Here is a 21,480-nt window from a genome sequence, read left to right on the forward strand (position 1 = left end):
TTGGCCAGCGCGCCCCACAACGGCCACAAATATTAAACTAATCCCGCTGCTGAACTCCCCGGGGGAATACACATGCTGTCTCGCCGCGGCTTTTTGAAATCAGGCCTCATCACAGGAGCGGCGGGTCTGCCGCTCAGCTCGTCTTTAAGCGCACTCGACGCGCCGCCCGCACTTGCAATCACAACAACCGATGACCATGCCCGCCTCGTTGAGCTTCCTCCGCGGCTGCAACCGGACCACGCCCCACAGCCCTGGCAGAAGAGCGTGCGCCGCGTGGGCCAGACCAACATGACCGAGCACGATCCCGCGGTGATGGACATCGAGGCGTGGGCCGACTACTGGCACGCGGCAAAGGCTGACATCGTATTCGTGAGCGTCACCGGCATCCTGGCTTACTACCCCTCGAAGGTGCCGTTTCATCGCCACGGAAAGTACCTCAACGGCCGCGACTTCTTTGGCGAATGCGCCGCGGCCGCGAAGAAACGCGGCATGCGAGTGGTGGCGCGCATGAGCCCCGACCTCAACTGGCCGGAAGCGCTCGCGGCTCATCCCGAGTGGGCCATGCGCCACAAAGACGGCTCCGTGCAGCACAGCGGCGAAGAACCGCGGCTGTTCAAGACCTGCATGTTCTCGTCGTACATGGATGACTACATTCCCGCCATCATCCGCGAAGTGAATTCGCTCTACGACGTCGATTGCTTCTACGCGAACGGGTGGCCGCCGCTCGGCAGCCTGCCCGACTGCCACTGCGCCATCTGCAGCAAGCTGCCTGCATCCGACACGCCGGCCTACTGGCGTGCGTTCACTGATCGCGTGCTCGACCTCTGGCAGCGCTATGACGCGCTCGCGAAGGAAAGGAAGAACGACAGCTTCTTCTTTGCGAACTCCGGCGGCAACGTGCGCGGCGGCCCCAACCTCGATCGCCTCGCCAAAACACTGGTCTGGTTCCAGGCCGACAACCAGGGGCGCACGCAGCACGAGCCGGCCATCTGGGGCTGCAGCCTGCAGGGGCGCGTGTGCAATGCGGTGCTCGACGGCAAGTTTGCCGCCAACGTCACAGCGGCGTATTCAAGCAGCCAGCCCGGCTGGCGCAACGCGTCGAAGAATCCGTTGGAAGCGCGCATGTGGCTCAACCAGACGCTGGCCAGCGGCATGGTGCCATACTTCCACTTTGTCGGCGCAGAAAATGAAGACCGCCGCTGGCAGCCTGTCGGCCGCGAATACTTTGACTGGACGGCGAAGCACGACGCGCACCTCACCACGCGCCGCTCCATCGCAAACATCGGCGTGGTCATCGGGCAGGGCACCCAGTTGCTCTATCCCGGCCCGGCCACCGCGCGCAGCCGCAACTACATGCACGAAACGACGAACGGAATCTATGACGCACTCCTGCGCGGCCGCTTCGCATGGGACTACGTGCATGAAGATCGGCTCGACCCGGACCGGCTCAAGAAGTATCGTGCCCTCCTGCTGCCCAACGTAGCGATGCTCAGCGATCGCCAATGCGGGCAGTTGCGGGAGTACGTAAAAGCCGGCGGCTCGTTGATGGCGAGCTTCGAAACCGGCCTGTACGACGAAGACCTGAAGCTGCGGGCGGAGTTTGGCCTGGCCGATGTATTCGGCATCAGCCGGGCAGGCGACGCAATCGGCACCAACGGCAATCCCTACTACGCTCGCATCGAATCAAACCACTCAGGCCACGCAATTCTCAACGGCTTCACAGACACGAACTGGCTGCCCGGCGCTGAGAACCGTGTCCCGCTCAAGCCTGTGGATGATCCAGCCCTGACCGTAGTCCCGGGATTTGTCCGCTATCCGCCAGAACTCGCCTACCCGCCGCAGTCACACACCACCGAGCCCGCCGTAGTACTGCGCGAATCCGGTGCAAGCCGCACCGCTTGGTTTGCCGGCGACGTCGAGCGGTCCTGGTGGATCACCGGCCACGGCGACCTGCTTCGACTCATGCACAACACCATCCGCTGGCTCACCAACGATGAACGCCAGATCCAGGTTGAGGGCCCAGGATTCGTTGAGATGTTCGCCTGGGAGACCGCCCCCGGCTATGCGGTTCACCTGCTCAACTACAACACGCCCGACGCGCAGCATGGATGGCTGCAGTCAATAGAGCCGCTCGGGCCGCAACTGGTCCGTATGAAGCTGCCGCCTGGCGCTCGCGTTAAGTCAGTCGAACTCCTCAGGGCCGGCGATGTGATTCCTCATCGCGTGGAAGACGCCGCGCTACAGTTCACGGTTCCAGTAATCCACGACTACGAGGTCGCAGCCGTCACGCTGACATGAAAACAGTGGGCGGGGAAACGCCGAAGAGGCCATGAAAGGGCACGACTTGACAGCTTGCTGAAAGGCTTCGGTGAGGGGCCTTGTATCGTGGCATGGTGTCAGTCATGCCCCTACAAGGCCACCCCCGACAGAAATCCGTGCAACCGCACGGCATGTTTCAGCCCTTGCCGCCAGAGAGTGCGTCTCTCCTTGCAATATTGTTCTTCCGGAATTCCGGTTCCGATAGGCGTTCCGTCTCGAACGCTACACCGTCTTTGATACGCCGAGTAATGATCGCAATACGTGCGCCAAGTCGCTCGGCTGTATCGATGTCGCCAGTACTGGGCCGGTCCTCATCGGCATTGCTTTGTCCCATCGCGCCAAGCCAGGTTCCCAGCCGGTTCAAGTCGCTGCGTGCGCCGCCGCTCCAGTTGTTACCTGGAAGGTCGCTGACTCCAACCCAGATCATGCCCATCTGCATGGCGAAAATTGAAAGTTGGAGTAGCGTTGTAAGCTTGTCGCCATTTTGAGACGCAGAGTTTGTGAAACCTGCTGCAACCTTGTCCTTCCAACGCTGCTCGAACCATCGCGGCTGGAAAGCCGATTCAAGAAACGATTTGAAAATAGCTGAGGCACTCCCCATGTACGTCGCACAGCCCAGCACGATTCCGTCGCAGCTATCGAGTGCGCTCATGAGGGTTTCGTTCGCATAACGTCCGTTATGTATATCCTCGCCACGGATTTCAAAAAGATTGGCGCTCGCCCCCTCAATGCTGTTAATGCCTTTGGATATTGAGTCCGCGAGTACCTTAGTGTGGCCTTTTCCCGACTGAAAAACTACCGCCAGCTTCACCATAGTGCTCTCCCTAGAAATATTTATTGCGTACGGCTTCCCGCAGTATAGAAGAGCCATTTAAGACCATATTGCTTTGTGCCCATTATCACCGCTGGAGGCCGCGGTGCCACAGCCATCCGGAATAAGCGCAGATCACCCACCTCAGCGACACGCATCCTCATCGCCGCTTGCCGCGCACTCAAACTGAACAGCCTGACTTTCACTGCGCAGTGGCTGCTTAGAAGCCGAACAACCGCTTCTTCTTCACCGGTTCTTCAGGAAGGTTCATAGCTGCGCGCGCCATCTGGCGGATTACCTTCGCAATCCCCGACCGGTTCATGGCCTGAGGTTCGGCGTTGTTCTGCATGGCGCTCACGGCTGCGTAGTCGTTCGGAATCCTCCAGCCGGCCTTGCGCGTGAGCGCTTTGGAAATGTGTTCCTCTGAAAGATCCAGCCGCGAGGAATCGTATCGGTTCAGCACGATCTCGAGCTTAGGCCCACGGCTTCGGAAAACGTCGTTAAGCAGGCGGTTCGAATTGCGCAGCTCTGGAATGCTCACCTGCGTCACGAGGTAGAGCATGGCCTGGGGATCGAACACGGTAGTGCCGGTCAGGTCGAATCGCGAGCCGGTATCCACCACCACGCAGTCGAACTCCTGGCGCGCGACCAGGATGAGCTTGTCAATCGCCACGGCAGGGAATTGCACTGGGGCCATCTTGCCCGGCGCGGGCAGCACAAACAGTCCCGAGTCGTGCTTCAGCAGAAACCCCTTAAGAAGATTCCCATCGAGACGCGCATGATTCTGCAACGCGTCGATCGTCGAGTACTGGGGCTTGAGCCCGAGGTTCAGAACCGCATCCCCGAGCGGGATGTCGAGGTCGATGAGCAGGACTCTCTTGCCCGACTCCTGGGCGGCCTCGGTGGCGAATATCGTGGCGACCGTCGTCACGCCCGACCCGCCCTTAGCCCCCCAGAACACGTTCAGGAGGCCATCGCCCGTCTTCCGCGGCCGCGTACGGCGCACCGCCGCCCTGGCAAGCGCTTCGGCTACTGTTGACGAATCGAGAGGCGAGTCAAGAAACTCGCGGGCCCCGGCCCGCATGCACCGCACCATGAGTCCCTGGCTCACTCCGCTTGAATACACCATCACAGTCGTCTGGGCGCTCAATGCAGAGACATTCTCCATCACATCCAATGCCGAGTCCGGGCTGCCGTCGAGATCGACGATCACCACGTCCGGGCTCTTTTCAACAATGAGCGGAATTTGTGACGTTGACGGGTATTCCTCGATCTGCTTCGGCTCGCCGCTTAAATGTTCCTGCAGCGCCAGGAGGAGATCGGTCCGGCGGCGCTCGTCGGGGACAATCAGAACCACCGAAAGGCGTTCCGGGTCATCGACCCTCGTTTCCATTTCTTACCTCAGACATTTACTGCAATACTGCAGTGCAAATTGAGTTCCTTGCCCCTCAATGAACAATCTGGCCCTGGGATTCTTCCGTGATGGTATCCATGCCAACGGGCTCTCCGCAATGACGCCTTAGCATCATTCGCCGAAGGGGGCCCTGCCCAACTCAGCCGGCACCCACCGCTTTTTAGGCCCAATTTGGAACACCGTTGCGCCCACATCCGCCTCGGGCTATCCTGAATCGGCCCATCATCCCCACTGGAGGCCACAGTGTCACAGCCATCCCCGGAAATGCACGAAATCACCCACGTCAGCGACACGGCCCTGATGGTCGCGGCTTGCCGAGCCCTCGAAACCGAAGAGCCTGACGCCTTCGCCCGCGATCCCTTTGCCGCCCGCCTTGCCGGCGAGCGCGGCTTCGCCATCCTGAATGGAATGTCGTGGTCGATGATCCTTCGCTTCGGCATGGCTGTGCGTACGCGTTTCCTCGATGAATTGCTGACGGAAGCTCTTGCAACCCATCCCATCCGCACCGTTCTGACGTCGGCTGCGGCCTCGATACCCGGCCCTGGCGCCTCGAACTGCAGCCGGAATTGCGCTGGATCGAAGTGGATTTTCCCGATGTGCTCGACTACAAACACGGCCTGCTCGCCGGAGAAAAGGCCCATTGCCACGTGGAGCGCCTCAGCGTGGATCTGAACGACGCCGCCCAGCGCCGTGCCCTCTACGAAGCCGCCGGAACCGAGCCGTCCATCGTGATCACCGAGGGCGTGCTCATGTATCTTCCGGCTGCCACCGTGGACGCACTGGCCGCCGAGATCCCCAAGGCTTCCGGTGTAACCCACTGGATCAGCGACATCACCACCACCGGTTTCGGCAAAGCGATCCGCGGCGGCCAAACCGTGGAAAGCGGCTTCGAGCACGTCCGCGCCCCCGACGCCCTGGAAGGCGAGCAGATCCTTGATGTCCTGCACACCCGCGGCTGGACGACGGAAGCCATGCGCAGCTACATACGCGATGCTGCCTTCACCCACGACCGTGTGCGCCGCATCTTCGGCGAAAGGCCGCAGTCGGCCCCGCCGCCGTTCGCTCCGGACGACCCCACGGGCATCCACCGCTTCGCGCGCGCCTAGATTCCACCGGGCAGAGACGAACAAATGCGAGAGGTCCGAGTTGGCGACAGTTCACCCGGAACGACACACTGGCGCGATATTTGATCGTTCGTCTGTTCTCGAAAACTTGGCCCAATTGACAATAGCTATTTCGAAAGCTACATAGTCTAAAGGGGCCTCCTGCGTCGGCATCTTTCGATTTCATCCTGAGCCTTGCGCCTTGATTCAATCACCTTAGCCGTTCAGGAGAGCTTGAATGAAAGCCACCGTCCTCTATAGACTCGCCAGCGTTTTGCTGATTGTCTTTGTCGCAGCCAATACAATCTGGCTCGTGTACTTTTGGCACACCGCGGCGACGAACGCCCCTCATTTTCCGTTTGGCCACAGCGACCTCAGTTACGCGCAGGTGGTCCTCGCTCTTGAGGTCTTTGGTTCCCTCTGCATACTGTTTGGAGCATACCTCTCATGGCACCTAGGAGCTATCGCTCGAAGAATGCCACAGGCCATTGGCGCGTTGGGCTGGGCCTTGCTCGCGTTCCAGACTGTCGGCGCTTTTGTGTGTTTGTTTTACCTCTCCGGTTTTGCGTTCCTCGTTGCCGCCTTGATTGCAGTCTGCACGGCCGGGGCGATCGGAAGAACACCGCAGGCATCAGCATAGGGTGTTCCGGGCGAGTGACCCCCATTCGGAAGTAACCCGTTCTTGAAGCCCTTCATTCTATCTTCTGTCGATACTTCGATCTGATATGTGTTCGTGCAACACTCTTTCATGGACCTCCGGCTCCGCGCCTATTGTGCGAATGACTTTGAGTTCGCGCGAGGGCTGTATTTCCAGACAATGCGCTGGGCGATTGAACGGATTTTCGGATGGGACCAGGCTTTTCAAGAAGCCAATTTTGTCGAATGGTTCAAGCCTGACGAAATCAGCATCATTGTGGCGGATGGCGCCGACGTGGGCTGGATCCAGCAGCGGCTCGATGGAGAAGCGATCTTCCTCGGTTCAATCTACATCGCTCCAGCCATGCAGCGAAAAGGCATCGGCACACGGGTCATCCAGGCCACTCTAGATTTGGCTCGGCTTCGGCATCAAGTAGTCACTCTGGCAGTAATGAAGATCAATCCGGCCTTAGCCCTGTATGAGCGCCTCGGGTTTCGCTTCACGCATCAAGACGAACACAAACTCTATCTGCGGGCTGATCCCTCATCCGCTAGTCGTTGCGGTCGAATAACCGCCAATTCGGAAGTGGTCATTTCAGGAGGGCACGGCTTTAGCCGCTGAGGGACGCTTTTGAGCCGCCCGACTCGCCACTGGGAGCTTTCCGCAGCCTCTTTAGCCCCGCTTGTGGTCTCCAATCAGGGCATCACTTCAGTGGTTCCGCAAGAGGCTGATCGTATGAACTCAGGCCGTTAGCCCGGCAGTTCTTCTCCCTGCAAGGAATTCCTTGCGCAGTCCACACACGTGACAGCCATCACGGACGCCCATCGCCGCACCCGCTACCATCCAGAAAGGGTTGCGCTCTTATCAGAAGCGCAGCCCTTCACAGTCTGAGCCAAAGTTTACTAGAAAATTAGCTACCCCTCCCCCTGTTTCGGCTTCTCCTTATCTTCGCTTTTCAGGCGGATTTTTCCGGTAACCATTTGACTAAAAATGACTTAGCTATTTACAAAATTCCATAGGCCCAAATTGGGAACAAAACGCACGAAGTTACTTAGCAGTTAACAGGCAGCGCAGCCAAGTCTCTTCTGTCGGATCTCAAAAGCGAAGGGCCGCTCCCGGAGGAGCGGCCCCTTTAGACGCTTCGTTCGGCAGAACGAAACCTTACAGCTTTTCGAAGAAATCGCAGGCTGAGCACGAAATGTAGACGCCGCCCGGAACGCCGCGCTCGCGGTCCTTCACGCGCTTCACAATGCGCGTCGGCTTGCTGCACTTGGGGCAGTCGGTCGACTTGGTCGTATCCATGACCTTCTTACGGTCACCAGTTTTTGCAATCTTTGCCATAGCTTGGGTGAATCTCCTTCTCGGAATTGTCTCTGCTCACAGGCACCGTCTCCGTGCCGCCAGCCCCAAAAGGAGTTGGCCGCACCGCAGGTGCCCGGCTTCAACGGCGCGGTCAGTATGCTCTTCTCTTGTCGCCTGAAAATGCGGGAGGGAGCGGACTCGCTCCCTCCAGTTTACATCAAGGCGTGATTTTAGGTCCGCATCAGCGTTGCGGTGACGGCTGCTGCTGTGCGGGCGGATTCGCCGGGGGCTTCTGGGCATCCGCTGGCTTATTCGCATCCTCGTCTGCGGGCGCAGGAGTTCGCGGCAGACCGGTAGCATCGGGATAGTCATCGGGCTTCTGCTGCGGGAACTGCACTGGCTTCATAGCGTCGTCGGGTCGCCTGTTCATAACGGCGGGGTCCGGTGTGTCGCCCTCTTTGTGCAGGGTGGGCGGCGGCGCCGGAGCCTGCGTGTTCGGGTCGCGGACCACGTCTCCGAGCGCCACCGTCCGAGTGTGATCATCGGTCGGCGCCAGCGGAGAGCCGTCTGTCCGCATCAGCCCCTCGACTTCATCTTTCTCAAAGATCTGCGGCGACTTGCCGACCGCAGCGATCTCCAGCCGGATGACGCGGTTGCCGTTGATCCGCACGAACTGCACCGGTTTCGGCGGCGCGCCATAGATCCACTCCTCGAAAGGCGTCTGGCCCTCCGTCTCGCGAACCTTGCGGTCAGGCTGCCCCATCGCGAACATCACCATGTCGGTGGTCATGCCCACCATCACATGGTGGTTGAGAATCGCGTCTTTCAGGGCCGGTGGAAGTGTGTCGGTGAAGGCCTGGATAGGCGTCTTCAGATCGAAGGAGATGAGCGGCGACAGGAGCGCTTTGACCTCCTTGTCAGTCAGTGGAGGAACCTGACCCTTGAAGGCGAGTGTCAAGCGGGCACCCTGCGGGTCCTGGCCATCGTCCTGCACAACCGGCGAGGTCATGCCTCCACCGGCGCCGATCTGGATGTGCCGGAGGAACCTATGCTTGGCATCAGGGCCGCCGTTCAGCATCAGGATGATCTTGTCCTTCTCGAACTTCAGGTCGGTAATCACCAGCCGCTCACCCGGTTTCGCGGAGATGCCCTGCTCCGTGACCATGTTGAGATAGGGCTCACCGGCGGGAATCAACTTGCCGTTGGCCTCTATCGTCAGACCCTTGTGGCCCTTGGGGAACGGCCGCATCGCGAATCCCTGCTCAGCCTGCAGCAGGCGGATCAGCTCCAGCCGCGTTTTGGTATCGAGAGGCCCGCTCGGCAACTGCACATGCGTAGGGGTGATCTGCGCGTATCGGCGATCAACCGGAGCGCCGGTCGCACGGCCATGCGTATCGATGGTGATCGCTTGGGAGAACGCCCGAGGCGCCGTTGCGCACACTGCGGCCAGAACCAGGGATCCGACCCAAACCCGGTGAGCTTTAGTCATATTCGGCCTGAGATACGATAACGAGCTCTTCATGGGGTTCCTCCCATGTTGCATCAAGCATGCGCCGCAGGCAGCGAGTGAAGCAAGAGCAAAGCCCAAATTCGCTTTTGTCCGGCTCTGCAGCCCGGTAAGACGGACCTGCAGGTTTGGACTTCCCGGACCCGGCGCGGTTACCGTGAGTTCGGGCCGCGAGCGAACGAATCCAACCCTGAACTCCTTGCGAAGCCGGAGGATGAAGACCGCCATTCTCTCTGCGGGAAGCGATTCAGCCAGGCCTTCAAGCGCCCTTTTGTTCCCGTCCCGAAACGTTACGCGTCTGGCCCACGGTACTTACTGTGAGGACCTACCGCGTGGATTCGTTGCCTGTATTCGGCTCGTCCGGCTCAGGATTCGCCGCTGGAGCTTGGGGAATCATCGGAGCCACCAAGGGCGCGCTCAGCGGGGCAATCTGCACCAGCGGGGGCGGAGCGGGCTCCGACGCGCCCATCGCGTCTTCGTGCTGGCGTCGCGCTGCGGCATCAATGTCAACTGGGATGCCGCCGGGGATGAGCTCTGGCACGTTGTAGCGGTAGTCCAGTTCGCGCGTCATGCGATAAATGACGGGGACAAGAGCCAGCATAACGATAAAGGCCAACCAGCTCGACTCCAATCCAAAGCCGCCGCCTGTTAGCCAGAAGGAGCCGGTGGGGTCGCCCTGCACGACCGCCGAGTGGCTGTTGTCTCCGTTGACCGCAAGGCCGAACAGCAGCGCCCGGCTGGCCTTCCAGCCGAAATTCAGTCCCCAGCTTACCCACAATGCTTGGGTGCGCAGGTATGCAAGCGACAGACCCACTGCCAGGACAAACGAGGTCACGGCGGTCGTTCGCGACGCGCCCGGGGTCATGCTCTCGAGGAATGCGTAGAGCAGGGAAAACCCGAATACCGCGCCCGCCTGCCCGGTGGCGCGCGCGAATCGCTGGAAGGCGTAACCGCGGAAGGTCAGTTCTTCGCCAAGGCAGAGCAGCGCGAAGTATGCGAAGTCGACCAGCAGCCAGCCCCATGAAGAAAGGGAAGGCGAGATAGACACGGCAATGCCGCCAAAGAGGGCCATGGCCGCCACGCATACCGCGGCGACGCCCCAGCCGGCAGCAAGCCCCATACCGAACTCCTGCATGAACCCCGCACGGCGCGGCAAGCCCTGTGCGCTGATGGGCTGAACCTGCCGATTCAGCGAGAAGCCCAGACCCGCAAATCCCAGGAGCAGCAGAAAGACGAGCATGGCCTGCTCAGTGAGCGGCTGCCACCGCTCGCCCACCAACCCGAGCGCGCCGTGATGCGCCAGCGCCCGGGCCAGAAAGTAATAGAACAGCGCAAACAGGAACTGCCCGTAAGCGCGGAGGCGGCTGTCGCGCACCTGAACTGTTGCGGTCGTCATCAGGCCCGCCTTCTCGGCCAAGCCAAATGCACGGGGCTGCCGTTGACACAGGAACTCAAGACAACTGCGAGATGAGCTTCACGACGCGCCAAGGACTAACCTTCCGTGTAGAACTGGGCCATCTTGCGGAACTTGGCCTGGCGTGTCGCGATGAGCTGATCGATCGGCTGTGCCTTGATCTCCGCCAGATGCTTGCGAAGAGCGTCGCCCAGCAGGCTGGCGGCAGCTTCGTGATCGGTATGAGCGCCGTCCTGGGGTTCGCGAATGATCTCGTCTACGCAGCCCAGCTTGGCCACTTCAGGCGCGGCGATGCGCATGGCTTCGGCGGCAAGCTGCTTCTGGTTCGCATCGCGCCACATAATGGCCGCGCAAGACTCCGGCGTAATCACGAAGTAGAGCGCATTCTCCAGGATGAGCACGCGGTCCGTCACCGCCAGTGCCAGCGCTCCGCCCGATCCGCCTTCTCCCGTGATGACCGAGATGGTGGGAACGCGCAGGCGGCTCATTTCCAGAATGTTGCGGGCAATGGCTTCGGCCTGGCCGCGCTCTTCAGCACCGAGTCCGGGAAAGGCGCCGGGCAGGTCGATGAAGCTGATGACCGGCCGGTTGAACTTCTCGGCGATGCGCATGCAGCGCAGCGCTTTTCGATATCCCTCCGGATGAGGCATGCCGAAGTTGCGGCGCACCTTCTCCTTCGTAGTTCCACCCTTGCGGTTGCCGATTACGAGGACTTCTTCGCCGTCGAGCCGCGCCATGCCGCACGCCACCGCTTCGTCGTCGCCAAAGGCGCGATCCCCGTGAATCTCGCTGAAATCAGTGAAGATCCGCTCGATGAACTCCATCGGATAAGGCCGCTCGTTATGCCGGGCTCGCTCGATTCTCGCCCACGCCGCTGAAACGGCCGGCGCTTGCGTTGCACTGCCAGTATGTTCGCTCATCGACACCTTAAATGAATGCGGACGCCGGGGAGGCCGCCCGTCTCTCAAAGATTCTACGGGGCGAGGCTACCTGCGACAAATATATGTCACTTGCGGTGCCGCCCGTACACTGGTGTGACACGCGCGTTCAGCGCGATCCCCATGGAGCGAGACCCCGCCGCATGAGCGCTGCCATTGAATTTCGCGACGTATCGCTTGCCACGCGCGAGGGCCGGCACATTCTCAACGGCGTTTCATTCACTATCGAAGAGGGAACCGTCACAGCGATTCTCGGCCGCAGCGGGTCGGGGAAGACCACGCTGCTGCGCACAGTGAATCGCCTGATTGTGCCTACCGGCGGGGACGTCTTGGTGCGGGGACATTCCGCCGCCGATGCCGATTTGATTGCTCTGCGGCGCGGCATCGGGTACGTCATCCAGGAGACAGGGCTGTTTCCGCACTTCACTGTGGAGCGCAACGTGGGCCTTGTGCTTGAAGTCGAGGGTCGCGCGCGCGCTGAGCGCAGTGAACGCAGCCATGAACTGCTCTCTGCTGTGGGACTCGAGCCTGGCACATACAGCCGCCGCTATCCCCATCAGCTTTCCGGAGGACAGCGCCAACGCGTGGGCCTGGCGCGTGCCCTCGCCGCCGATCCGCCGATTCTGCTGATGGATGAGCCATTCGGCGCACTCGATCCACTGACGCGCGCGGAGATGCAGGATATGCTGCGCACCCTGCTGGGGCGTATCCACGAAACCGTTCTGCTGGTGACGCACGATCTGGATGAGGCGCTCTACCTGGCTGATCGCATCGTTCTGCTGCACGAGGGACGTCTGGTAGTGCAGCTCTCGCCGGATGAATTTGTTCACTCTGCGCAGCCGGAAGTGCAGGCCTACATCCGCGCGTTTCATCGCGGCGAGCGCAACCGCGGCGAGCGCAATGCGGAGACGCGCTCATGACGCGCTTCCTGTCGCAGTACGGATCCCAGATCGGAACGCTCACGCTGGAGCATCTGTGGCTCACGGTAGGAGCAATGCTGTTTGCGACAGCAATTGCCGTGCCCGCGGGGATCTGGCTCACGCGTGCTCCACGATGGGCGCGCCCGGTCATTGGCGTGGCCAATGTGCTGCAGACGATTCCGTCACTGGCGATGTTCGGATTTCTTCTGCCTCTGCCGTGGCTGGGCGATCGCGCGGCGCGCATCGCCATCGTTGCGTTGACGGCCTATGCACTGCTGCCGATTCTGCGCAACACCTATGCGGGGATTCGCGGCATCGATCCGGCGGTGCTCGAAGTAGCGCGGGCGCTGGGACTGACCGGAACGCAACGGTTGTTCAAGGTGGAGCTGCCGCTGGCCGCATCGTTCATTCTTGCTGGATTGCGAACGGCAACGGTGACATGCGTAGGAATCGCAACGATTGCGGCTGCTGTCGGCGCAGGTGGATTGGGTGAGTTGATCTTCCGCGGCGTAGCTTCCGTGGATAATCGGCTGGTTCTTGCAGGCGCCGTGCCCGCCGCGCTACTGGCCCTGCTTGCGGATGGCGCGCTAGGCTTGCTGGAAAGACGGTTCAAGGTGCCGGCGTGAGAATCCTTGCCGCGGCATGCGCTTTCTTGATCGCGCTCACGGGCTGTGCGCCACCGCGTCCTGATCATCCCGTCATCGGCGCGAAAAACTTCACCGAACAGGTCGTCCTGGGCGAGTTGCTGGCCCAGGAGATCGAGGCCAAGTCGAATCTCAAGGTGGAGCGCCGCTTCTATCTCGCCGGCAGCTACATCTCAAACCAGGCGCTGGTCTCGGGCCGCATCGATGCGTACGTGGAATACACCGGCACAGCGCTGACGGCGATTCTGAAGCAACCGGTGGACCGTGACCCCGAGCGCGCGCTTGCCACGGTCAGGCGCCTTTACGAATCGAAGGATCACGTTACGGTTGGTCCTCCGCTGGGTTTCGAGAACACGTTCGCCATGGTGATTCGCGGAGATGACGCGCGCCGCTTGCACCTCGCCACGCTGAGCCAGGCCGCGCCCTATACGCCTCAGTGGAAGCTCGGCGTGGGATACGAATTCGAGCAGCGTCCCGACGGGTTGCCGGGCTTGAGCGCAGCCTATGGGCTGAAGTTCGAAGGCTCGCCGCGCACCATGGATCTGGGGTTGCTGTATCGCGCGCTGAGTGCGCACCAGGTGGACATGATCGCCGCCAATTCGACCGATGGCCCGATACAGGCAATGGGGCTTACCGCGCTAGCTGACGATCGACACTATTTCCCGCCCTATCAAGCCGTGCCGCTGGTGCGCGACGAGGCCCTGCAACGATGGCCGCAGATCCGCACAGCTCTGGATGCGCTGGCAGGGAAGGTGAGCGCGGAAGACATGCGCGGCATGAATGAGGCTGTCGATGGGCAACATCGCGATCCGGCAGATGTGGTGAGGGAGTTTCGCGCACGGAAGGGCCTTTGAAGCCGGAATTCGCATTTGCTTTTCTGGTCTGTCATTCCCGAAGGGAATCTGCTTGTCAGACCTCGGCTTGGCATACCAAGCCCGCTCCCCCAACAGATGTCATCCCGAGGCGAAGCCGAGGGATCTGTGGTTGTTCTTGCTTTTGCTTTCTGACAGTTCCCTGCAGAATCTCCCACTGCCCATCATCCCGTCGCCAAATTAAATGAAAGCCCGCCCAAACGCCTCGGCAGCTTCACGGCCCAGTTCCTCGATGTCTATCTTGGCTTTGCCATGAAAGATGTGGCGGTAGAGCATGGGGCCGAGAAGAAGGCAGATGGAAACGTCGATATCGAGACCGCTGGAAAGCTGGCCGCGCTCGATGCCGCGTTTTAGCGCATTGGCGATGGCCTTGCGGGCCGGCTCCATGATGTTGTGGCGCCACGCGGCGCCGAACTCGGGGTGAGTAGCGGAGTAAGCGACCAGGCCGGGCATCATGCGGCTGCGCAATTCTTCAAATGCGTCAGGCGGACGGCGCGTGAGGATCCAGGTGAGGTCCTCGACAACGTCTCCTGAATCGTACTCGCGGCGTTCGTCAGAGACGCCGTTGACGTAGAGCATGACCTCCATCATCAGCGCTTCTTTGTCAGCCCAGTGGTTGTAGAGGGTGGGCTTGGCGACGCCGGCTTCGCGTGCAATCGCATCCATGCTGGTGGATTCGAAGCCGCGCTCTGCAAACAGGCGGAGCGCGGCCTGAACCATGCGTTGATGTACTTCGTTACTGCGAGTCCTTGCCATCCTGCTAGATTTCGATCTTTGTGAAGCGCCATGCTCCAAAGACGAGGAGGATGACGCCGACGACTACAAGGACTGAAGCGTTCATGGTTGGAGGAAACGCGACATTCGGTGAGCCGAATGCGTGCCGCATCCCGTCGATGCCGTACGACAGGGGGTCGATGCGAGTGGCGTATTTCAACGGCAGCGCGATATCGGTGTTGAGGGGGAACATCGCGCCGGAGAGGAAGTAAATGGGCATGACGAGGAAGTTCATGATGAGCTGAAATCCCTGCATGTCCTGAAGCCCCGAGCCGATAGCCATACCCAGCGCTGCGAACAGCACAGCGATCAGCACCATGAATCCGAGGGCGACGGGAATGGCGGTGAAGCTAGTTGGCCGGAACCCGAACACCAAGCAGAGCACCATGACGAGCACGCCCTGAATGCATGCAACCGTGGCACCGCCGAGCGTTCGGCCGATCATGATTTGCAGGCGAGGCACGGGCGCGACCATCGTCTCCTTGAGGAACCCGAACTGGCGATCCCACAAGAGGCCGAGGCCGGAGAAGATGGACGAAAACAGCACCGACATGCCGATCACGCCCGGTGCAACAAACTGCAGATAATTGCCCGCGCCCGCCCGCTTGAAGATCGGCCCGAGGCCGAAGCCCAGCACGAGCAGATACAGCATGGGCTGGCCGAGTGAGGCGATGATCTGCGCGCGCGAGCGCGTGTAGCGCTTCAATTCACGCAACCACAAAATGTAGATGGCGTTCATGAGTTATCTCCTGTTCTGCTGCCACATTTTGGCAAATTGCCGCATTGCCGCCGCGGGGTCGGCGCTCTCGTCGCGGATGGTGTTGCCGGTGAGCTTCAGGAATGCGTCTTCAAGCGTCTGCGTGTCGGTCTGCTGCTTGATCTCGGCCGGCGTGCCCTGGGTGACCAGCTTGCCGTGATCGATGATGCCGATGCGATGCGCCACGCGGTCCGCCTCATCCATGTAGTGCGTGGTCAGGAAGACGGTTACGCGCTCGGTTTCGTTGACTTTCTTCACGATGGTCCAGAGCTGGTTGCGGCTTTGGGGATCGAGGCCGAGCGTCGGCTCGTCGAGAAACAGAATGCGGGGCGTGTGCAGGAATCCGCGGGCGATTTCGAGGCGCCGCTTCATTCCGCCGGAGAACTTCTTCACCTGATCGTTGCGGCGGTCCCACAGCTCGAACAGTTTGAGCAGTTCCTCGGTACGCTGCTTTCCGATCTTATGGGGCACGTGGTAGAGCACGGCATGAATCTGCATGTTTTCATATGCGGTCAGGTCGCCGTCTAGCGAGGGATCCTGGAACACGATGCCGAAGCGTTGCCGTGCCTGATTTTGGTGCGTTTGCGGGTCAAGCCCATCGAGCTGAATTGACCCGCTGGTGGGCTTCAGCAGTGTGGTGAGCATCTTGATGGTGGTCGTCTTTCCGGCGCCGTTGGGGCCGAGAAAGGCAAAGATCTCTCCCGCCGCCACGTCGAACGAAACATCATCGACGGCGGTAAAAGAGCCAAAGGTCTTCTTCAGGTTTTGGACGCGAATCAAGGAGCCGCCCTCCTGGGTGGAACGGTTGATGGGATTGTGTTGTATGGAGACGTACGAAGTGCGCTGTTATTGTGTCAGGGGATAACTATACCCCACAGTATAGTTATTGACAAGAGCTAAAATTGGCGAATTTGAAGGCGTGGTATGCTCGCATGTTTCGGTGATGCGGATGAAATTGTTTCTTGTCTTGACTTTGTTCATCGCCATGGCTCCTGCTGCATCGGCGGAGAGATGCTTCACGATTCGCGGGCGCGCGGTTTGGTACCGAGGTGACGGATTCTTTGCGATCTGGCATATCGGCACACACCACGAGTTCTATCCAAGAGGCGATGCTTCCATCGATCTGCTATGCAAAGAATTCGATTGCGAGAGCGGTCAGCGCCAACCCGCCTTGTTTGCAGACTTCACCGTTTGTCCGATGGACAAATATGTGCCAGGCGCAGCACAGGCGGTAACTGTGACGAAGGTCGAGCATCCGCGTGTCGTTGCCGATTGGCCTCCAGCTGATACGGCGAAGGAGTATATCGAGAGTTTTGTGGAATGGTGCGGCCCGCCTCGCGCCCCTGGAGAGATCACTCCGAAACGTAACGAGACATTGCGCTTGGCCCAGTGGGATCAAGGTCAGGAATTGCGGAACCTGATCGAACGAAACCCGGGCATCCTTACGCAGTGCGGAGATCTACTTCAAGGCGGCCCCGAAAAAGCAAGGACCACGGGTGTCGAGGAGGAATTCCGGGTAGGAGAAGTTACTCGAAGAGGCGGTCACTATCAGGCGCAGGTTCTTTGCTTCGATTCTCAACATGCCAACGGTACCCTGATGTCGGTAGTCGAATTCCGAAAGGACGCCGACAGATGGCTGATCGACAACTTCCGATACCCCTCCAATGGGACGGATTTGCTCGCGATCCTGAAGGCGAAATCTTCTAGATGATCTCGCCTTCATCCTTTGTGTGGGTTCAGTACTCTTCCGGCGGGCCCTCGGGGTTCACAGGCCCTACCGGTTTTGCGGCGACTGGCTCCTGTGGCTCGAGTTCTTCCGGATCAGGGCCAGCTTGCGGGCCGGTCTTAGGTACGGTTTCCAGGGCTTCTTTTTCTGGCGTGGCTGCAGGTTCCGTTGCCGCTGCAGGCGGTTGCGGCTCCAGGATTTCGTCGAGGCGATAACCTGCGTCCTCAAGCGTGACCAGCGCCTTCTCGATGTCGTCGAGAGTGATGGCTGCTTCCGCGCGATGCGGTGCAGCCGACTCAGCCAGCAGCAACAGCCGCGGCAGCGCCAGCCACCAGAGCAGGCTTTCGTACTGCTCGCGGACCAGGTAAGTGTGATCGCCGGCAACGTGCGCGCCGGTCAGCCAGCAGACGTCAGGATCCGCCCACAAGCCCGGAGGCACGATCAGAGCGTCTGCGGATATCTGCTCCTTTGCCGTTGTTGGCGCGGTTGTTTGCGTCGTTGCGGTTTGGGGCGCGTTTACCTCGACTGGGACCTCAGCCTTCGCCTGCGCGATCTTCCCGACGCCGCTCTGCATCAGCAGCAGCACCTTTACGCGGGCTGCCGCCATCCAGCCGTCTTCATCTTCGAGGCCGAGCGCCTGGAAGGCCTGCGCCAGCGGTTCACGCAAGCGGAGGCGATCGAAAAGCTCCAGTGCGATTGCCTGCCAGTTATCCACGTCAATGGCCTGGGCCAGCACCTGCAGCATGCAGGAAGCCAGCACCGGGCCCCATAACGCGGTGGATGGAACCTCCGGATGATCATTGGGAATCACGCGTCGTGCCGCTGCAGTCCACTTCTGCGGAAACAGTCCTTCGAGAGCGGGCACCCGGGTGGCCGCGCGCAACAACTTGCGCAACACCGGCGCCATCGTAGCCGGATCTGTGGAATACGCCACCGTACGGTTGCCGGCGAGCTTCGCATAGGCGGGCAATGCGGCGGTCTGCAACTCGGCGAATGCCTGCCATGCGCGATCCTGCAAGGCGTTCTGTGCCTTCGTGGCTGGCTTGTTCTGGCCGCTCGCTGCCTGCGCTGCCGGAGCCTCCGCGGCTTCCACCAGCATGTGCACAATCGCAGGATCGAGCGCGCGGCGCAGGGCGTCATGCACCGGCCGCAGCTCAAGGTTGACCAGAGCGTCATCGAGCGACGGCACGCCGCGGCCGCCGAGGATGTCGCAGAGACGATCCCAGGGCCTTTCTGCCGTCGCATGCAACTCGCGCCAGTCAAGAAAGACGTGGCTCTGATAGGCGTGCAGGTTGAGGCGAATTCCGCGCTCGCCCAGTTCATTGGCGCGGCGCAGATATTCGAGGTTGGTAAGCGAATCGCGGAAGGCAAGAATCGAGTTGCCATCCTGCAGGCCCAGGCCTTCCCACAGTGAACGTTGGCGGAGGCCGCCGGCACCCTTATCCGCGTAGGCGGCGGAGATGCGGATGGTGCCGCTCGTGGACCCGTAGACGTTGTTGTAGACCACAAGCGCGCGCTGGTCGTTCACGCGGTTCGAATAGGCGAAGACATTCTCGTCGACAGCGCCGGAGTCGTGGAAGAAGTCATAGAGCAGGAAGTTGTAGCTCTCCGCAAACAGCCAGCGGCGCTTGAGCAGGGGAGCGATCTGCACCTCGTGCCGCTCGATCATCCACTGGTCCGGCGTCTCGTCATAGCGCGGGCGCTGGTACTCCATGCCGTACTTTTCGGTAAAGCCCTCGATCTGCCCATGCCCGAACATCGGCAGCCCGGGCAGCGTTGCCATCATCACCGTCACGCCGAAGGCCTTGTCGCCTTTGCCGTACTGGTCGATTGCGGTGCGCTCGTCGGGGTTCGACATGAAGTTGACGTAGCGCTTCATGATGTCGGGATCGAACTCGAGCGTGTTCTTGAGCACCGACCGATACTTCGCATTGTCCTCGTCGCGCGTCATGACCATGAATGCAGAGTTGTACACGCGGTGCATGCCGAGCGTCCGAACGAAGTAGCCCTCCATGAGCCAGAACGCTTCAGCTAGTAGCAGCGTGCCGGGCACTTCCTGGGCGACACGGTCCACGACTTCGCGCCAGAACTCCTGCGGCATGATGCGATTGAATTCCTCGTCGCTCATGCCGTATTCGGCACGCGATGGGATCGCTCCGCTGGCGCCCGGACCTGGGAACCACAAGCGATGGAAGTGGCGCTTCGCCAGCGTCATGGCGGCATCAAAGCGGATCACCGGGAACAAACGGGCGACATGGAGGATAGTCTGGATGACCTGCTCGCGCACCGCGGGATTGAGATAGTCGAGCTGCGCGGTGTCGTTCCAGGGGAAGCTGGTGCCGTCGTTACCGTGATAGATGTAGCGCGTTTCGCCGGTGTGCTTGTCGCGGCGGCGGAAAACTACGGCCGCATCGGTCTGCGTGTAGTAGTGATCGTCGATCTTGATCTCGACGCGATCGTCGGCGGAGAGATCTGGACCGTTGAAGCTGTAGGCCGGATAAGGCGATTCCCAGCGGCCGATGAACCACTCGGGATGCTCCACAACCCAGGGTGAATCGATGCCCATGTGGTTCGGCACCATGTCGCTGGCGAGGCGAATGCCATGCCGGAAGGCACGATCGCGCAGCGCAACGTAGGCCTGGTCGCCACCGAGGTCATCGGCAATGCGGTAGTCGAAAAGGGAATAAGCGGAAGCAACGGCGTCCTGATTTCCGCACAGCAGCTTGATCGTTTTCGAGGCGCGGCTACGCTCCCAGATACCGATCAGCCAGAGCGTATTGATGCCGCGATGCGCGAGCGCTGCAAGCTCTTCATCCGGAATCTCGCTGACGTATTTGATATGCCGGCCGTACTTTTTGCTCAACTGCGCCAGCCACACCCACGTGCTCTTCGCCATCATCACGGTGGTCGGCATCCATGCGGTGTCGGGCGAGAACTTTTCGTACTCATGCTGCGGATCGCCGAAGGTGATGACCTCGGCAGTCGACGCCAGCGTGGGCCACTGCTGCTCCCCGCGTTCGCGCCGGCGCCGCGCGGCTTCTTCGGCCTCAGCCCGGGTGCGGGCCGCATCGGGGTTGAACTGCATCCAGATGGCCAGCTCTTCTTCACGCAGAATTTCGCCGGCGATCATGAGGAAGCGCTCCATGGCGTCGCCCAGCAGCGGCGTCCACAGTTTCCGAAGCAGTTCGAGTTGATCCTTAAGCGAGTTCGGCGCGCCCTTCGCCGGTGCGCGCAGCAACTCCAGGAGACTAATCGCGGTTGCGCCGGGAATCGGCACCAGCGGACGCGTTGCGAAGTACTCCGGCAACTGCTGCGTCACCTGCTTGTAGACGGTACGCTCGGCCAGCGGCTTGTCTTCAAACAGCTCTGCAAACGGCTTGAACGCTTCGTTGCGGTTAGCGGTCCAGAGCATCAGCAGTTCTTCGAGCGCCGCCTCGCGATGCGCGCGCCCGTTCGTGGATCCGGCGAGCCACTGCTTCGGAGTTTCTTCGCCGCGCATCACGGTCGATCCCGGAAAATGCTCGACGAAGGTGAGCAGCAGCTTGTCCAACTGCTCGGGGCCCACCTGGCCGCCGAAGAAGGCGAGGGCGTCGGTCATCACCTGGCTGTCGTACTGCTCGCGATAGCGCTGCAGCAGCACGTGGCCGGCCTCATCTATTAGCCCCATGGCAAACAGCGCGCCGGCATGCACCGCGCGGTCGGGATACTTCTCCGACTCGCGCACCTGGTTCATGCGGTAGGCGAAGGCGCGGCAGGCTCCCATGTTGGCGAAGACGACGTTGCCGTTGAAGGAAAACAGGGTGTCGGGGAACTGATAGCGGTCGCGTGCACTGCGCGAAATGTGGAATTCCAGCATAGAGGGTTACGTGCTCCCGAACTCGCGTTGCCGGTTGTGGAACGGGCGGCTGCGCCGTCCGTTCAATTCGTACTGGTGATGCTCCTCGACCTTCAGCTTAACCACCGCAGCTTAACCATCGTAGTACCGGGAGGTTAAGTATTGACAAGCGAATCGCGCCGGCCCCGCGCGGCAGGCGGGGTCGATCTCATCGGGTCGAAACCGTATGGATGCGGAATGCGGGGGTTAGGGTCGCTTCGGGCGAGGGAACCGGCGCCCTCGGCGGGAATGCCCGAGACAGGCAGGCGGCCGAACCAGGAGCTGAATTGCCACGTTGATCCGCTTGCCGTTAGACTAGGAAAGTCCCCAAAGCGGAGAGGTGGCAGAGTGGTTGAATGCACCCGCCTCGAAAGCGGACGTAGCTGAAAGGCTACCGGGAGTTCGAATCTCCCCCTCTCCGCCAGAATTGCAGGCAGCCACTGCTCGCTAGTCGCTCGCTCCCGCTTC

General features: G+C 60.8%; 18 protein-coding genes, 1 tRNA gene and 1 pseudogene. 10 read left to right on the forward strand and 10 right to left on the reverse strand.

The window, feature by feature from the left end; translation table 11 throughout:
• Positions 1 to 72 precede the first annotated feature (72 nt).
• Positions 73 to 2,298, forward strand: a complete 2,226-nt coding sequence (locus tag MOP44_RS18645; protein ID WP_260791758.1) for an alpha-amylase family protein — start codon at positions 73 to 75, stop codon at positions 2,296 to 2,298.
• A 157-nt stretch (positions 2,299 to 2,455) separates the two neighbouring features.
• Here the strand turns inward: MOP44_RS18645 and MOP44_RS18650 are convergent, their stop codons facing one another.
• Both MOP44_RS18650 and MOP44_RS18655 read right to left on the reverse strand, forming a co-directional pair.
• Positions 2,456 to 3,133, reverse strand: coding sequence for a flavodoxin family protein (locus MOP44_RS18650; protein WP_260791759.1), 678 nt, complete (start codon positions 3,131 to 3,133; stop codon positions 2,456 to 2,458).
• Between the two features lie 217 nt (positions 3,134 to 3,350).
• On the reverse strand, positions 3,351 to 4,523 hold the full coding sequence (locus tag MOP44_RS18655) for an AAA family ATPase (RefSeq protein ID WP_260791760.1): 1,173 nt from the start codon (positions 4,521 to 4,523) through the stop codon (positions 3,351 to 3,353).
• A 321-nt stretch (positions 4,524 to 4,844) separates the two neighbouring features.
• Here MOP44_RS18655 and MOP44_RS28135 point away from each other — a divergent pair.
• From MOP44_RS28135 to MOP44_RS18675, 4 genes and pseudogenes are all read left to right on the forward strand, one after another.
• Positions 4,845 to 4,991 (forward strand): annotated as a pseudogene (locus MOP44_RS28135) (hypothetical protein); the annotation flags it as partial.
• Positions 4,992 to 5,011: 20 nt separating this feature from the next.
• The gene (locus MOP44_RS18665) at positions 5,012 to 5,650 is read left to right on the forward strand and encodes a class I SAM-dependent methyltransferase (RefSeq protein WP_260796678.1); all 639 of its coding nucleotides are present in this window, start codon (positions 5,012 to 5,014) and stop codon (positions 5,648 to 5,650) included.
• A gap of 235 nt (positions 5,651 to 5,885) precedes the next feature.
• Positions 5,886 to 6,287 carry a hypothetical protein gene (locus tag MOP44_RS18670; RefSeq protein ID WP_260791762.1) on the forward strand — a complete coding sequence of 134 codons (402 nt, stop codon included), beginning with the start codon at positions 5,886 to 5,888 and terminating at the stop codon, positions 6,285 to 6,287.
• Between the two features lie 108 nt (positions 6,288 to 6,395).
• Positions 6,396 to 6,905: a GNAT family N-acetyltransferase gene (locus MOP44_RS18675; RefSeq protein ID WP_260791763.1), complete on the forward strand. Its 510-nt coding sequence runs from the start codon at positions 6,396 to 6,398 to the stop codon at positions 6,903 to 6,905.
• A 540-nt stretch (positions 6,906 to 7,445) separates the two neighbouring features.
• On the opposite strand, the gene MOP44_RS18680 is transcribed toward MOP44_RS18675, so the two are convergent.
• The 4 genes from MOP44_RS18680 to MOP44_RS18695 all read right to left on the reverse strand — a co-directional run bounded on the left by MOP44_RS18680 (position 7,446) and on the right by MOP44_RS18695 (position 11,427).
• Positions 7,446 to 7,625 (reverse strand): Rcat domain-containing protein, encoded by a 180-nt coding sequence (locus tag MOP44_RS18680; protein WP_260791764.1) that lies wholly within the window; start codon positions 7,623 to 7,625, stop codon positions 7,446 to 7,448.
• Positions 7,626 to 7,827: 202 nt separating this feature from the next.
• Positions 7,828 to 9,108: a hypothetical protein gene (locus MOP44_RS18685; protein WP_260791765.1), complete on the reverse strand. Its 1,281-nt coding sequence runs from the start codon at positions 9,106 to 9,108 to the stop codon at positions 7,828 to 7,830.
• Between the two features lie 310 nt (positions 9,109 to 9,418).
• Positions 9,419 to 10,489: a CPBP family intramembrane glutamic endopeptidase gene (locus MOP44_RS18690; RefSeq protein WP_260791766.1), complete on the reverse strand. Its 1,071-nt coding sequence runs from the start codon at positions 10,487 to 10,489 to the stop codon at positions 9,419 to 9,421.
• 95 nt (positions 10,490 to 10,584) lie between these two features.
• Complete coding sequence (locus MOP44_RS18695; protein WP_260791767.1) at positions 10,585 to 11,427, reverse strand: acetyl-CoA carboxylase carboxyltransferase subunit alpha; 843 nt, start codon at positions 11,425 to 11,427, stop codon at positions 10,585 to 10,587.
• 161 nt (positions 11,428 to 11,588) lie between these two features.
• On the opposite strand from MOP44_RS18695, the gene MOP44_RS18700 reads away from it, so the two are divergent.
• From MOP44_RS18700 to MOP44_RS18710, 3 genes are read left to right on the forward strand one after another with little or no spacing between them, the layout of a single operon-like run.
• Positions 11,589 to 12,365 (forward strand): ATP-binding cassette domain-containing protein, encoded by a 777-nt coding sequence (locus MOP44_RS18700; RefSeq protein WP_260791768.1) that lies wholly within the window; start codon positions 11,589 to 11,591, stop codon positions 12,363 to 12,365.
• A complete protein-coding gene (locus MOP44_RS18705; protein ID WP_260791769.1) occupies positions 12,362 to 12,991 on the forward strand; it encodes an ABC transporter permease in 630 nt (209 codons plus the stop codon). Before MOP44_RS18700 ends, MOP44_RS18705 begins: the two co-directional genes overlap by 4 nt.
• The gene (locus tag MOP44_RS18710; protein ID WP_260791770.1) at positions 12,988 to 13,863 is read left to right on the forward strand and encodes a glycine betaine ABC transporter substrate-binding protein; all 876 of its coding nucleotides are present in this window, start codon (positions 12,988 to 12,990) and stop codon (positions 13,861 to 13,863) included. The genes MOP44_RS18705 and MOP44_RS18710 overlap by 4 nt, the downstream gene beginning before the upstream one ends.
• 198 nt (positions 13,864 to 14,061) lie before the next feature.
• Here MOP44_RS18710 and MOP44_RS18715 read toward each other — a convergent pair whose 3' ends face one another.
• The 3 genes from MOP44_RS18715 to MOP44_RS18725 are packed head-to-tail and all read right to left on the reverse strand — an operon-like array spanning position 14,062 to position 16,192.
• The gene (locus MOP44_RS18715; RefSeq protein WP_260791771.1) at positions 14,062 to 14,637 is read right to left on the reverse strand and encodes a TetR/AcrR family transcriptional regulator; all 576 of its coding nucleotides are present in this window, start codon (positions 14,635 to 14,637) and stop codon (positions 14,062 to 14,064) included.
• Between the two features lie 4 nt (positions 14,638 to 14,641).
• A complete protein-coding gene (locus MOP44_RS18720; protein WP_260791772.1) occupies positions 14,642 to 15,394 on the reverse strand; it encodes an ABC transporter permease in 753 nt (250 codons plus the stop codon).
• 3 nt (positions 15,395 to 15,397) lie between these two features.
• Positions 15,398 to 16,192, reverse strand: a complete 795-nt coding sequence (locus MOP44_RS18725; RefSeq protein WP_260791773.1) for an ABC transporter ATP-binding protein — start codon at positions 16,190 to 16,192, stop codon at positions 15,398 to 15,400.
• A gap of 106 nt (positions 16,193 to 16,298) precedes the next feature.
• Between MOP44_RS18725 and MOP44_RS18730 the strand changes: the two genes are divergently transcribed.
• Positions 16,299 to 17,123 (forward strand): hypothetical protein, encoded by an 825-nt coding sequence (locus MOP44_RS18730; RefSeq protein WP_260791774.1) that lies wholly within the window; start codon positions 16,299 to 16,301, stop codon positions 17,121 to 17,123.
• Positions 17,124 to 17,148: 25 nt separating this feature from the next.
• Here MOP44_RS18730 and MOP44_RS18735 read toward each other — a convergent pair whose 3' ends face one another.
• Positions 17,149 to 20,994, reverse strand: coding sequence for an alpha-amylase family protein (locus MOP44_RS18735; RefSeq protein WP_260791775.1), 3,846 nt, complete (start codon positions 20,992 to 20,994; stop codon positions 17,149 to 17,151).
• A 352-nt stretch (positions 20,995 to 21,346) separates the two neighbouring features.
• Here MOP44_RS18735 and MOP44_RS18740 point away from each other — a divergent pair.
• A tRNA-Ser gene (locus tag MOP44_RS18740) sits at positions 21,347 to 21,436 on the forward strand.
• The last annotated feature ends 44 nt before the right edge of the window (positions 21,437 to 21,480 follow it).

This window comes from Occallatibacter riparius, assembly GCF_025264625.1.
GTDB lineage: Bacteria > Acidobacteriota > Terriglobia > Terriglobales > Acidobacteriaceae > Telmatobacter > Telmatobacter riparius.

Coding starts and splice junctions, on each gene's coding strand:
- MOP44_RS18645 (WP_260791758.1), top strand. CDS start 73: ATGCTGTCTCGCCGCGGCTTTTTGAAATCAGGCCTCATCACAGGAGCG.
- MOP44_RS18650 (WP_260791759.1), bottom strand. CDS start 3,133: ATGGTGAAGCTGGCGGTAGTTTTTCAGTCGGGAAAAGGCCACACTAAG.
- MOP44_RS18655 (WP_260791760.1), bottom strand. CDS start 4,523: ATGGAAACGAGGGTCGATGACCCGGAACGCCTTTCGGTGGTTCTGATT.
- MOP44_RS18670 (WP_260791762.1), top strand. CDS start 5,886: ATGAAAGCCACCGTCCTCTATAGACTCGCCAGCGTTTTGCTGATTGTC.
- MOP44_RS18675 (WP_260791763.1), top strand. CDS start 6,396: ATGGACCTCCGGCTCCGCGCCTATTGTGCGAATGACTTTGAGTTCGCG.
- MOP44_RS18680 (WP_260791764.1), bottom strand. CDS start 7,625: ATGGCAAAGATTGCAAAAACTGGTGACCGTAAGAAGGTCATGGATACG.
- MOP44_RS18685 (WP_260791765.1), bottom strand. CDS start 9,108: ATGAAGAGCTCGTTATCGTATCTCAGGCCGAATATGACTAAAGCTCAC.
- MOP44_RS18690 (WP_260791766.1), bottom strand. CDS start 10,489: ATGACGACCGCAACAGTTCAGGTGCGCGACAGCCGCCTCCGCGCTTAC.
- MOP44_RS18695 (WP_260791767.1), bottom strand. CDS start 11,427: ATGAGCGAACATACTGGCAGTGCAACGCAAGCGCCGGCCGTTTCAGCG.
- MOP44_RS18700 (WP_260791768.1), top strand. CDS start 11,589: ATGAGCGCTGCCATTGAATTTCGCGACGTATCGCTTGCCACGCGCGAG.
- MOP44_RS18705 (WP_260791769.1), top strand. CDS start 12,362: ATGACGCGCTTCCTGTCGCAGTACGGATCCCAGATCGGAACGCTCACG.
- MOP44_RS18715 (WP_260791771.1), bottom strand. CDS start 14,637: ATGGCAAGGACTCGCAGTAACGAAGTACATCAACGCATGGTTCAGGCC.
- MOP44_RS18720 (WP_260791772.1), bottom strand. CDS start 15,394: ATGAACGCCATCTACATTTTGTGGTTGCGTGAATTGAAGCGCTACACG.
- MOP44_RS18735 (WP_260791775.1), bottom strand. CDS start 20,994: ATGCTGGAATTCCACATTTCGCGCAGTGCACGCGACCGCTATCAGTTC.